Below are 12,716 nucleotides of genomic sequence, written 5' to 3' on the forward strand. Positions count from 1 at the left end.
CGGCGGCCAGCCTATCTCAAGTCCCCGGACGTGCGTCAGTGCCGGGGCAGCGCGCAGGTGCCCACGTCACGCAGCAGCTTGTGCGCCTCCGCCAGCAGGGCATGCCCCTTCACCTCCGGGGGCACGCGGGCGATGAGCTTCATGTCCGGCGTCAGCCGGTAGAAGCCCTTGGAGCGCTGCACCAGCGCCGCCACCTTCGCGCCGTCCAGGAGCGCGTCGCCGCCCAGCGCCAGCGACAGCCGGGCCGGGCCTCCCTCCAGCGCGCGCAGCCGCAGCTCGCGCATGTCGATCTTGAGGAGCGTCACCTCGGAGAGGGCGTCCACCTCGTCGGGCGCCTCGCCGTAGCGGTCCACCAGCTCCGCGCGCAGGTCCGTCACCTCGTCCGGGTGGCTGGCCTGGCTGAAGCGCTTGTAGAACACCAGCCGCTGGTGCACGTCCGCCACGTAGTCGTCGGGGATGAGCGCCGGCATGGGCAGGTTGATGTCCGGCTCCACGTGCACCTTGGGCGGCTGGCCCTGGAGCTCCGCGACGGCCTCCTCCATCAGCTGCGCGTACAGGTCGAAGCCGATCTCCGCGATGGCGCCGGACTGCTTCTCGCCCAGCAGGTTGCCCGCGCCGCGGATCTCCAGGTCGTGGCTGGCGATGGAGAAGCCCGCGCCCAGCTCCGTGAAGTTCTGGAGCACCTCCAGGCGCCGCTGCGCGTCCTTCGTCACCGGACGGCGGGTGGGCACCAGCAGGTACGCGTACGCGCGCTCCTTGCTGCGGCCCACGCGTCCGCGCAGCTGGTAGAGCTGCGCCAGACCGAACTGGTCCGCGCGGTTGACGATCATCGTGTTGGCGCTGGAGATGTCGATGCCGCTCTCGATGATGCTGGTGCACAGGAGCACCTGGAACTTGTGCTCCGTGAACTGGAGCATCACCTTCTCCAGCTGTCCTTCACCCATCTGGCCGTGCGCCACGCCGATGGAGACGTTCGGCAGGAGCTTCTTCAGCTCCTGCTCCATGGACGGCAGGGACTCCACGCGGTTGTGCACGAAGAAGACCTGGCCACCGCGGGCGATTTCACGGTCCACGGCCTCCTTGATGACGGCCTCGTCGTACTTCATCACGAAGGTGCGGATGGCCCGGCGGTCCTGCGGCGGCGTGGCGATGATGCTCATGTCGCGCACGCCGGACATGCTCATGTGCAGCGTGCGGGGGATGGGCGTCGCCGTCAGCGTCAGCACGTCCACCTGCGTGCGCAGCCGCTTGAGCGCCTCCTTCTGCTTCACGCCGAAGCGCTGCTCCTCGTCCACCACCAGGAGCCCCAGGTCCTTGAAGGCCACCTCGCCCGCCAGGAGCTTGTGCGTGCCGATGACGATGTCGACCTTGCCCTCCTTGGCGCGGCGGAGGATGTCGCGGATCTCCGGCGGCTTGCGGATGCCGGAAACCACCTCCACCGTGACGGGGTAGTCCTTGAAGCGCTTCTTGAAGGAGTGGAAGTGCTGCTGCGCCAGCACCGTGGTGGGCACCAGCACCGCCACCTGCTTGCGGTCCAACGTGGCCTTGAAGGCGGCGCGCATCGCCACCTCCGTCTTGCCGTAGCCCACGTCGCCGCAGACGAGCCGGTCCATCGGCTGCGCCTTCTGCATGTCCGCGAGCACGTCCTCGATGGCCTTCGCCTGGTCCGGCGTCTCGTCGAACTCGAAGTCCGCCTCGAACTGGGCGAAGTAGCGGTCCGGCGGCGCGAACGCATAGCCCGGGTGCGCCTTGCGCGCGGCGGCCATCTGCAGGAGCTCCGCCGCCATCTTGAGCAGCTGCTCCTTGACGCGCTTCTTCGTCTTCTCCCAGCTCGTCGTGCCCAGCTTGTCCAGCTGGACCTTCTCCGGGTCGCCGCCGGTGAACTTCTGGATGAGCCGCATGCGGCCCACCGGCAGATAGATTTTGTCCCGCCCCGCGTACTCCAGGACGAGGAAGTCCCCCGGCACGCCCTGCACCTCCATCTTCGTCAGGCCCGCGTAGCGCCCGATGCCGAAGTCGGTGTGGACGATGAGGTCGCCTTCCTTCAGGTCCTTGAAGCCCGCGGCGAACGCATCCAGCTTCTTGCTGCGCTTGACGCGGCGGCGGGAGCGGACGCCGAAGATCTCCTCGTCCGCGAGCACCGCCAGCCGGCCTTCCGGGTCGATGAAGCCGTGGCTCACCTCGCCGGTGAACAGGTGCGCCCACACCGCCGGCTCGTAGAGCTTCGCCGCGTCCTGCAGGGGCTCCGTGTGCACCTTCACCATCACGGAGCGGTCCAGCAGCAGCCGCTTCAGCCGGTCCGCCTGGCTGAGCGTGCCGCACGCCACCGCGCACGCCACGCCGGTGTCGCGCCAGCGCTGGAGCCGCTCCACCAGCGGGGTGAGCGCGCCCTCCTCACCGTGGTGCGCGAGGATGGCCTCGCGCAGGTCCTGCGTCGTGCCGAAGGTGAAGGCCACGGGCACTTCGGACTGCGTGAGCGACAGGCCTCCGCCCTCCACCACGCGCAGGGCCTTGAGCCCCTCCACCACGCCCTCGCGCGTGAGGAAGTGGTGCTCCGGCGGATAGGTGAGGTCCTGGCGCGCGTCCGCCTCCTCCACGCCCTTCGCCAGCTCCGCCGACAGTTCCTCCAGCGCGCGGTCCAGGCCCACCGGGTCGTCCAGGTAGACGACGGGCTCCGGGGCCCACGCGCGCAGGTAGTCGAACACTGACGCGAGCCCGCCCTCGAAGAAGCCGGGCAGCAGCCCCTCCAGGCCGAAGCCGGGCAGCCCTTCACGGAGCGCGTCCAGCCGCTCGCGCAGCTTGATGGTGGGCAGGTTGATGCGGTCCGCGACCGCGCGGGCGGCGGCCTCGGCGCGCGGGCGGGTGTCGTCGGTGAGCAGCAGCTCGCGCGCGGGCACCAGGTCCACCGTCTTGAGCGCGTCCACGGTGCGCTGCGACTCCGGGTCGAAGACGCGGATGGACTCGATGGTGTCCCCGAAGAACTCCAGGCGCACCGGCCGCTCGTACAGCGGGCTGAAGACGTCCAGCAGGCCGCCGCGCACGCTGAAGGTGCCCTTGTCCTCCACCAGCGGGCTGTTCTGGTAGCCCATCAGCGCCAGCTTCCGCGCCAGCGAGTCGCGGTCGAAGTCCTGGCCCACCTCCACGCGCTGGGCCAGCCCCTCCATCACCCCCAGCGGCAGCACGCGGCGGTGCAGCGCGCGCAGGGACAGCACCAGCGCGGGGAACGGCGTGCCGCGCGCCAGGTGGAACAGCGCGCCCAGGCGCTCCGTGATGGGGCCCGCCTCCGGCGACAGCTCGTCGTACGGGAGCACCTCGTCCGCGGGCAGCCGCAGCACGCGGGGCTCCAGCAGGCTGCCGGTGCCTCCCAGGAAGAAGGCCAGGTCGTGCGCGAGCGCGTCCGCCGCTTCTTCGTCCACGGCCACGCACACCAGGGGCGCGCGCAGCTCGCGGTGCAGGCGGGCGAGCAGGTGGCCGCGCGCCGCGCCCTTCACCCCCTGCGTCCGCGCGCGGTGCCCCACGCGCAGGGAGGAGAGGAGCCGGGCGAAGGCATCACCGGAGGGAGGGGGAGCGCCGCCGGGCCAGGACGTGCCGTCGGTCTTCGGGGGGAGAGAGGTATCCATTCGAGGGCCCGGGTGGGGCCCTCGGCTAATTAGGGTGCGCCTTCTCCCAAATCAACGCTGGATGCGGACACCTGTCGTGTCCATGGGAACAGCGGGACGGCCGCTGGGCGGGGAGGCTCACGCGCGCCCGGGACACGGAAGGGTCCCCGGGCGCGCGGCAGGCCCACTCAGGGCTCGTTGCAGGCGTCCGCCAGCCGGACGTCCTTCCGGGTGACGTCCGTGGTGGTGGCGGCCACCGAGTCGCAATCCATCACGTTGGACAGGCCCGTCAGCGGCTCCACCATCAGCACGCTCTTGGGGCGGCCGGAGGTGAACCGGAACTGGATCTGGTGGTCCTTCGGCGCCGCGGCGGCGACGAGGGCGGCCTGGCCCAGCTGCCCCTGCATGCAGTCCATCTTGTTCAACACCGGCCGGCCGGAACCCGGCAGGAAGCACAGGTTGTTGATGTCCGTCGCGGTCATGCTGTCCGGGATGACGATGTCCGGCCCCGTGGTGCTGCAGCAGTCGGGCGTGGTGCGGCAGGTCTTGTCCACGCAGGCCGTGCTGGGACACTCATCCATGGACCACTCGTCCGGGTTGGCCAGGTCACTGCCGCACTTCAGCTGTTCCCAGCGGGCCACGGTGCGCCGGGTGCCATCCGGCAGCTCGACGTCGTTCTCCACCACGATGCGCACGGGCTGGTTGGTGCTGATGGCCAGCTGGCGCGCTCGCAGCGCGCCCGACCACAGCTCGCGCGTGGCCATGCTCTCGCGCTGTCCGCCAATGCGCCCCTGCAGCCCCCCCACCGCCAGGGCGATGAAGACGGACACCACCGCCAGCGCGGTCAGCACCTCCAACAACGTCATGCCACGCGTCTGCTTCATGGAGTCACCGAAGCCGTAACGGGCCGGGTCAGGCCCACGGTCATGTTGCGCGCCGCGACGCGGAACGTGTAGCGACGGCGCGTGTAGCCATCCTTCGCCTGGCCCTCTTCATCCGTGCCCGTGGTGTCCGCGTCGCGGTTGATGCGCCGCGTGCGGATGACCAGCGTCACCTCCAGCTCACGCACCCGCTGGCGGAGGCGCTTGATGACCTCTTCCTTCGTGGTCGCGGCCGGAAGGGGACCTCCCCCGAAGGCGATGTCGTCCGTCTTGCAGGAGCCCAGGGTGTACTTGGCCACGTCGCAGTCGGAGATGGCCGGACGCGGGGTGCCCGAGGGATCGTCGTTGGGGTACCAGTCCAGCGTGTTCAGGGGATTGGCGAGATTGACGACGCCCTCGCGCACGGTGAGCTGCTCCACGTCACGGCTCAACACCGACCAGTCCTCCTGGTTCGGGGCGCGGTACTCCAGCGTGGGGATGCCGCCCTTCCAGTTCACCCGGTAGGCCGCGCCGTTCAGCCGCAGGGCCACCCAGTTCTCGACGTCGCCGGACGCCTTCGTCCACAGGTCCTTGCCGGCGCAGACATCCGAGCGCGGGAACTCGGGGGTCGGCCCCTTGATGACGAGCTTCCCGGAGGCCTCCTGCACGCTGTCCACCAGGACGGGACAGGCCTTCTTGTTGCCCCCGCTGGCGATCACGGCCAGCGTGGGGACGGCGGGATCCGCCAGCGCCGTCGGGGGGTTCGGGCGCGTGCAGAAGGTGCCCGCCGTGGTGGTCTCCTCCTCGCGGATCCGCGACAGCGTGTCGCAGGTCCTCAGGGTGATCATCCCGTTCGTGTCCCCCCAGTAGAGCTGGAGGGCGTCCGACGCCGGGAACCCCACGGGCGGCGGCGCGTAGTCCGTCGTGTCCGCGCCCAGCGTGGTCCCGATGCCCGTCGTCAGGTCCGGCTTGGACCAGACCGTGATGGCCGAGCGCTCGTCGTCGTTCGCGAAGGAGATGGGCGTGTTGCCCATGCCGGTGCCCGCGCGGGACACGTCCAGCGTGATCTGGTCCTTCACGGCCCGCCCGGTGACCTGGGCGGTCATCGTCTGTTCCTCGAACAGGGCGCGCTTCTGCATCTGGGCGCCCACCACCAGCCCCGTGGTGAGCACGATGACCCCGATGGCGCTGGCGATCATCACTTCAAGGAGCGTGAAGCCCCGGTTGCGGAGGGAGGACGGTTTCATGGCGCCATTCGACTCTGGAGGACCACCATCTGCCGGCCCTCGCGGATGCCCGGTTCATCCCAGGACACGGAGACCCGCACGTTCACGAGCGTGCCCGTCGTGGTCCCCACGAGCGGGCGGGTGATGGCCGGCTCGCCCGCCTTGCCATCCTCGATGCTGCCGGGGACCACGGAGTTGTCCACGTCCACGGTCACCGTGTACTTGCGCGCGACGACGTCCGGATCCGTGGGGGCCGTAGCCCGCTGGAACCCCTCCGACGTCTGGTACACGTCGAAGGTCTCGCTCGACGCCGTCTCGCACGTCACCGAACCCTGGCAGCCCACCTGGAGGATGTTCTCCAGGGTCTGCTCCGCGATGATCTGCGCCTGGTTGGCGGTCAGGGTCCGGCGATTGGAGCGGGTCGTCTGGCTCACCACGGTCATCGCCGCCGCGACTCCCAGCAGCATGACGGCCATGGTGGCCATGACTTCCAGCAGGGTGACACCCCGTGAGGCGCGCTGCTTCATTGCGGCAGTCTCCCGTCAGGCAGCGGTTCCCACAACATGATCTGCGAGCGAGGCACTCCGCTCGTGCCCGCCTTGTTGTTCCAGTCCTCACCGCCCTTGACCTTCATCTTACCCGTGGCCGTGAGCACGAAGAGGTGCTCGTCGTGGACCACCGGCGCGGAGATGGCGTGTCCCTCCAACTCGCTCGCCCCGCCGCCGACGAGCGCGCCGCTCGACTGGCTGGCCATGTAGGCCTCACCCTTCGCGTCCGCGTTCAGGCTGCAGATGTCCGCCGCCGTGCCCACCGCGGTCGCCGCGTAGATGTTGTCCGAGCTGAGCGCCACGCCGCCCCACAGCTTCTGACCCGGGCTCATCTTCTGCACCCACAGGGGCTTGAGCTCCTTGCACCCGTTCTTGTTCGTGGGGTCCGGGTCCTCGAAGGCGAGCAGGTGGTACTGGTACGTGGGGTTCAGGGGATTCTGGACATCCGGGAGGTAGCCGTCCGTGTACTTGTCGGGGCTGTCGCTGGTGCCGAAGTAGAAGCGCACCGCCGGGCCCGCATCCGTCGCGACCAGCTTCACCGCGATGTTGGAGTAGAGTTCCTGCAGGTCCAGCTGCGTCTGGCTCGCATCCGCGCGGCCCTCCAGCGCGGACGCCGCGTGGGCCACCATGCACTTCTGCACCTGGCTGCCCAGCTTCCGCGAGGTGTTCACGTCCTTGAGGTTGACGCGCCACACGCTGCCGGCCGTGGTGGGCACGTACAGGACGTCGTAGGAGCCGTCCTGGTCCAGGTCCAGCATCGCCGTCTCCGCCGCGATGCCCGAGCCCTGCTCGAAGGTGACGACGCCCGCGTACTTGCCAGGGTCGCCGCTTCCGTACTCGAGCGGCTTACCCGTCTTCATGTCGAGGATGTAGATGGCGCCCGCGCGCGCCTCGCCCGGGTCGTAGTCGGTGCCCACCACCGCCACCCAGCGCCGGTCCTTGTCCTGCGCGGAGCCCCAGGAGATGCGTCCCACCGAAGGCGCGTGCCGGGAGCCCGAGTTGTCCGGCAGCTTCACGGTGCCGGTGCTGTCGTCCTTCACGGCCTTGGTGAAGGCGGACGCCACATCCATGTCCGCCAGGCTGAACTCCCACATCGGCAGCGGGTAGCGGTCCGTCTTCTTGGGATCCGTGATGTCCAGCGCGAAGACCACCGGGCTGGTCTTGCCCGTGGCGGAGACGAGCACCGTCTTGGCGCCCTGCTGCTTCTGCGCCGTGGTCGCGGGCGTCCAGGTGTACTTGATGTTGTCGTTCCAGTCGTTGCGGTCACCCAGGTCCACGTTGGCGATGCTGGGCGAAGCGTCCATCTGCGGCTTGGGCAGGGTGCCCGAGCCGCGGAAGCGCACGTACTGGTTGCGGTACTGCTCCAGCATCAGGTTGGGCATGTAGGCGAACTCTTCCTCGCCGGTCCCGTACTGGCGCTCCGCCTTCTTCGGGTCGGCAGGGCACGACTTCGGGAGGAAGTAGCCGCGGAACTGGGGATCCGCCACGCAGTCGTCGTTCAGGGCGTTGCGGAACTCACCCGCGTCGAAGGCGTGCAGCACGCCCGACATCGTCCCCACGAAGGCCTTGGTGCTTCGATCCTGGAGCGGCGTCATGAAGTTCTTGCGGTAGGTGTCGCGCTCGGTGCCCTTCGCGTTCTGGTACCAGTTGTCCTGGTACGGGGGCACGGCCACCGCCACGGTGGAGAGGTTGATGCCGCCAAAGGCCCAGGGGCGGAACTGCGAGGTCCTCTTGTTGTCGTACCCGTACAGCCAGTCGATGAGGAACTGGCGGTCGCTGTAGGGGTTGGTGGCGGGATCCGCCTGCGCGGTGACGCTGCAGGTCTTGTCGTTGTTCAGGTCGTACAGGTAGCGGCCGTCAATCTCGCTGTACGTGTTGCAGTAGGAGGAAGGCAGCAGCGTGTTGCCCAACGCGGCCACGTCACTGAGCTCCGTGCGGACCCCCGAGCCGTTCATCGTGTAGAGCTTGCGAGCGGAGCCGGCCAGCGACAGCGCCATCACGCGGCCGGCTTCCCAGCGCAGCTTCGGGTCGGTCTTGGCGACCCCCGGCTCGTAGAGCGACTGCATGTACAGGCGGCCGCGGATGGTGAAGTCCTTGGAGTCGTCATAGGCGCGCGTGCCGGCCGGAGGCAGGCTGCCCTCGGTGCTGCTCCAGCCCTTGCCCCAGTTCTGGCCCGGCGTTTCGTTCACGCCCCAGACCGCGACGTTGCCCAGGGTGCTGGGGCTGGAGCGCGCGTAGGAGCCGGAGCGCACCGCCTGGTAGCCGATGTCGACCTCGTCGATGATGGGACGGCACAGCTCGCTGGGGCTGCTGATGTCCACCTTCCAGCACAGCTGCGACCCGGTGAGGCCCAGCGCCAGGATGTCGATCTCCACCTCCTGGTCGGGGTACTGCTTGTCGTTGTTGAACGGCACCGGCACCCACGCGGGGTTCTCGTTCTTTTCGTAGACGCCCGCGGCGTTCAGCACGCGGCAGTCCACGGCGATGGAATAGGTGATGGTGGGCTTCACGCCGCTCGCGGTGCAGGCACCCGCGACCTCCTCGGTCCAGCAGGGCGCCTTCGTGCAGGCAGGGGCGGGCTTGCAGGACGGATCCTCCACCATGTTGCAGGAGGACTTGGTGCGGATGTTCGTGGGCGGGTTGCCCGGGGTCTTGTACGGGGCGACGTCGTCCTGGCGGCGGAAGCGGACCTTGGTGATGGTGAAGTCCGGGCCCAGCTTGTCGCCCGTGTCGCTCATGACGTCCGAGGTGATGGTGGTGGACTTGGCGCCACCGCCGTTCTCCTTGTTGATCATGAACACGATGTCGTTGAAGTCGCGGTCACCGCCGCCGTTGAGGTCCTCGAAGCCGAGGATCCACCGGAAGGGGTCCGTGGTGGGCGCGCCCACGATGACGTGGGGCATGAAGTTCATGCTGGCCATCGCCTTCGCCTTGTCCGGGTCGGTGATGTCCTTGCCCGGAGCCGGCACGACCACGCCTTCCATGGGCATCTTCAGGTTCTTGTAGGCAGGCGAGTCCAGGCGCTTGAGCGTGTCATTCTCCAGCCAGCCGCAGGCCTTCTTGACCGGGCTCGTGCCGTCAATCTTGCAGGCGGAGGCGTCCGAGGGGGAGTTGCAGCTCTCGGAGTACTTGCAGCCGATGTTGCGCTCCGCCACCACGTTGTCCGTGGGCGCCTTGAAGTTCTGGTCCAGGTTCCAGGTGGCCTTGGAGAAGAACACGGAGACGGACGTCTGCAGGTGCAGCAGGCACTTGCCGTCCTCGTCGGGGTTGCCCGTATAGGGCTGGCGCTTGAGGCAGGGGGCGACCGTGTCGTTGTCCGTGTTGTGGCGGGCCTCGTAGTAGACGACGGCGAAGAAGATGATCTCCTTGCCACCCGCGACGAGGCCCAGGTTCACCCGGCGGTCGCCGGTGTTGATCTTCTCGTAGTTGTCCTTGTCCGCGGCGTACTGGTCCTTTTCGGACTTGGGCGCCGAGTCAGGGGGCTTGATCGGCGCGGGGAGCTTGATGCCCCGGAAGTCATACTGGGAGACGTTGTAGTCGGGCACGCCGTTGAAGGTGTCGTCGGCGTCCGCGACGGGGCCCAGGTTGCGCGTGACGGTATAGTCGCTGTCGTCGTCCACGAGCAGGAAGACCATTCTTCCAATGCCCAGGTTGTCGTTCTCCGGCACGGCCGGCTCGAGCAGGTTGGGGATGTAGTTGAACAGACCCCGGTCGCCCTGGGCGTCGTTGACGTTGTTGACGCCCACCCAGTCCGCTTCGATGTTGAATGCGCTGGAATGCCCGCGGCCCGGGCGCGCGTCCGTGACGTCATCTTCGTGGCGGAAGGTGCTGCCGCAGGCGCCCATCGCCAGCTCGGGCTCGTTGTACTTCTTGCCCCCGGACGTGAAGGTGTTGTTGCAACGCCGCGACTTGCCCACGTACTTGATGGGCAGGACCGGGTCGTCGTCCGGCGTCAGGTTGTAGATGGCCTCGTGCAGATCGAGGATGCCGTTGTCGTTCAGGTCGACCAGCTCGTGGGTGACCTTGTCCGCGTAGCCACGCTTCACCACGTCTTCCATGTACATGTAGCCGAGCGAGTGCGACGCGCCGGCGGACTCGTACACGTAGTCGATGGTGACCGTCTGGTCGAACGGGAAGATGATGTTCTCCGCGTCCAGCTTCTTGAGGTTGGTGTTGAGCTGGAGCCGGCCGTCCTTGCGCAGGAGGATGGTGTCGTTGGCGACGGTGAGGCCGTCAGGGCCCAGCTTGAAGGCGCCCTGCTTGTCGTTGGACAGGTCGTCCTGGCAGAGCTGCTGCGCGTGGGTCAGCGAGGGCGTCGCGACCGCCAGCACCAGCGCCGTGAGGGTTCGTTGAAAGAGCGTGCGCATCACTGCTTCCCCTGATTCTTCGGCTGGGACTTCGCCTTCGCTTCGGCCTCGGCCTTGTCACGCGCCTTGCGTGCCGCCACCTGCTCCGTCATCTGCTTGCGCAGCATCATCCGGCGAGAGGGCGGGGGAGCCACGACCACGGTGGACAGGTAGCTGGTGAGGGCGTCCAACTCGTCGGGGGGCAGCAGGCGCGTGTCGCAGTCCGTCTTCGGGTTGATCCGGTGGGGGGACCGCACCCACGTCTGGACCTCCGCCAGGGTCTTCTTGTCCAGCACCTGGTCCATGTAGGGACCCACGGGCTTGCGCACGCCGAGCGGCCCCACCGGCTGCTTCTCCGTCGGGGTCCTGGCTTGGTGGCACTGCGCGCAGGCCTTGTTGAAGGCCGCCGCGCCTCGGTCCTGGGCGCTGGCGAGCACCGGCAGCAGGAGCAGCAGGGGAGTCAGGCGTTTCATGGGGGGCTCGTGGGAGAAGACGAGGTCACGGAAGGGTGATGGTGGTTCCCGCGGGCGCATTCTGGTCCGTGGGATTGTTGTAGGTCATGTCCGGGCCGCAGCCCTTGGTGATGCAGCCGGGCGCGAAGATGGATTCGCCAATCGCGTTGGTGACCAGCGCCTGGACCATGGAGCGCGTCGGACGACGGCCGTCCTCCATGAACACCTCGCCCACGGCGAGGATCCACAGCTGGCGGTTGCTGTCGACGGTGTTCTGGTCGTCATCCAGGTCATCCCGGACGAAGACGCGGTAGCGCACGTTGCGCTGCTCCGGGTAGTCCACGCCCACGGGGACTTCGGACGCGCTCAGGTTGGTCGTGGTCACCGTGTACGGGTTCCACCCGTCCTCCGGTCCGGGCAGCAGCTCGTACCAGGGGGGATTGGCGGCGGCCAACGCGGGGATGTCGGCCACCGGAGCGGCCCCTCCCAGGGCGGCGGACAGGCCCATCGTGGAGTTGTTCCCGTTGTTGTTCAGCAGCAGGCGCACCGTCTCGCGCCCTTCCGCGAGGCCCGCCTCGGCGGCGAAGAACGCCTGCTTCTGGCGGCGGGTGTCCGCCTGGGTGTCGGCCTCGCGGCCCACCACGCTGTAGCTGAGCATCACCGCCATCGTCACGACCGCGACCACGCCCAGCGCGAGCAGGAGCGTGAAGCCACGGGACTGACGGCGGGAGGTTGGGCGACGCACCATCGGGGGGCTCCTTCACGTACCCCTGGGGGGAGGTACGGCTTGGGAGCCACTGAACAGCAAGGTTCGTGCCGGGAATTCCGGCGCTCAAACCGCCGGAATAAGGGATGTCCGTGATGCGGGGGGGTGCCGTCTGACGTCAGGGGGCTGCGCAAACTTTGCGAGCCCCCTCATTCTTGCGATGTCGCCCGGCCGTCAGCGCTGGCCGCCGCGCACGGCGGCGCGCAGGCGGAGCATGTCGTCCAGCACGCCGGGGTCCACCAGTTCCAGGGCGGCCTTCTGGGAGAGGGCGCGGGTCTGCCGGCGGTACTCCTCTTCATCCTCCTCGCCGCCCTTGCCGCCGTCGCTGCCGCCCTTGCCACCGCCCTTGCCGTCGCCGCCCTTGGGCATCAGCGCCACCGGCTGGGAGACGCCCGGCTCCAGGCGGGGGAAGGCATTGGCGTCGGCGCGCACCGACGTGAAGAGGCTGACCATGGACAGGCAGAACACGATGGCGACGGTGAGGGTCTTCATGGCGGCTCCAATTCTCCCAATGCCCACGACGCCCGGACGCGAAGGGTTATTCACGAGCGCTACTCCTTCGCCTTGAAGGTGCGGATGTATCGCACCAGGGCGTCCATCTGCTCCGGGGTGAGCCGGTCCTTGTAGGCCTTCATCTTGGGGTTGTGGGACGAACCGTTGGCGATGACCTCGCGCAGTTCGGTGTCCGACTCCGCCTTCTGCCAGGCGGCCCGGCTCATGTCGGGGATGGACTCCTTCTGGCCCATGCGCGTCTGGGCGCGGCCGTCCGGACCGTGGCAGTTCTTGCAGCTCTTGTCCCAGAGGGCGGCGGCGTCCTCGGCGTGGGCGAGGGCCGGGGCGCACAGCAGGAGGGTGGACAGCAGGCACCACCGCGAGGTCATGCACGGTCTCCGAGGGGAGGGGGACGCCAGTATAGCCA

At 68.5% G+C, this 12,716-nt stretch carries 9 protein-coding genes; all 9 read right to left on the bottom strand.

What is annotated here, in order from left to right:
- Window positions 1–35: 35 nt before the first annotated feature.
- Window positions 36–3,620 carry a transcription-repair coupling factor gene (gene mfd, locus D7V80_RS03825; protein ID WP_120586858.1) on the bottom strand — a complete coding sequence of 1,195 codons (3,585 nt, stop codon included), beginning with the start codon at window positions 3,618–3,620 and terminating at the stop codon, window positions 36–38.
- 167 nt (window positions 3,621–3,787) lie between these two features.
- Window positions 3,788–4,483 (bottom strand): Tfp pilus assembly protein FimT/FimU, encoded by a 696-nt coding sequence (locus D7V80_RS03830; protein WP_120586859.1) that lies wholly within the window; start codon window positions 4,481–4,483, stop codon window positions 3,788–3,790.
- Window positions 4,480–5,706 (bottom strand): PilW family protein, encoded by a 1,227-nt coding sequence (locus D7V80_RS03835; RefSeq protein ID WP_120586860.1) that lies wholly within the window; start codon window positions 5,704–5,706, stop codon window positions 4,480–4,482. Before D7V80_RS03835 ends, D7V80_RS03830 begins: the two co-directional genes overlap by 4 nt.
- On the bottom strand, window positions 5,703–6,212 hold the full coding sequence (locus D7V80_RS03840) for a prepilin-type N-terminal cleavage/methylation domain-containing protein (RefSeq protein WP_120586861.1): 510 nt from the start codon (window positions 6,210–6,212) through the stop codon (window positions 5,703–5,705). The genes D7V80_RS03835 and D7V80_RS03840 overlap by 4 nt, the downstream gene beginning before the upstream one ends.
- The gene (locus D7V80_RS03845; RefSeq protein ID WP_120586862.1) at window positions 6,209–10,600 is read right to left on the bottom strand and encodes a DUF4114 domain-containing protein; all 4,392 of its coding nucleotides are present in this window, start codon (window positions 10,598–10,600) and stop codon (window positions 6,209–6,211) included. Before D7V80_RS03845 ends, D7V80_RS03840 begins: the two co-directional genes overlap by 4 nt.
- Window positions 10,600–11,052: a c-type cytochrome gene (locus tag D7V80_RS03850; RefSeq protein ID WP_158616546.1), complete on the bottom strand. Its 453-nt coding sequence runs from the start codon at window positions 11,050–11,052 to the stop codon at window positions 10,600–10,602. The genes D7V80_RS03845 and D7V80_RS03850 overlap by 1 nt, the downstream gene beginning before the upstream one ends.
- Window positions 11,053–11,077: 25 nt before the next feature.
- Window positions 11,078–11,779, bottom strand: coding sequence for a hypothetical protein (locus D7V80_RS03855; RefSeq protein ID WP_120586864.1), 702 nt, complete (start codon window positions 11,777–11,779; stop codon window positions 11,078–11,080).
- Between the two features lie 192 nt (window positions 11,780–11,971).
- Window positions 11,972–12,289: a hypothetical protein gene (locus D7V80_RS03860; RefSeq protein ID WP_120562061.1), complete on the bottom strand. Its 318-nt coding sequence runs from the start codon at window positions 12,287–12,289 to the stop codon at window positions 11,972–11,974.
- A 59-nt stretch (window positions 12,290–12,348) separates the two neighbouring features.
- Window positions 12,349–12,678 (bottom strand): cytochrome c, encoded by a 330-nt coding sequence (locus tag D7V80_RS03865; protein ID WP_120586865.1) that lies wholly within the window; start codon window positions 12,676–12,678, stop codon window positions 12,349–12,351.
- Between the last annotated feature and the right edge of the window lie 38 nt (window positions 12,679–12,716).

The sequence above is a fragment of the Corallococcus sp. CA054B genome (genome assembly GCF_003611625.1).
Classification (GTDB): Bacteria; Myxococcota; Myxococcia; order Myxococcales; family Myxococcaceae; genus Corallococcus; species Corallococcus coralloides.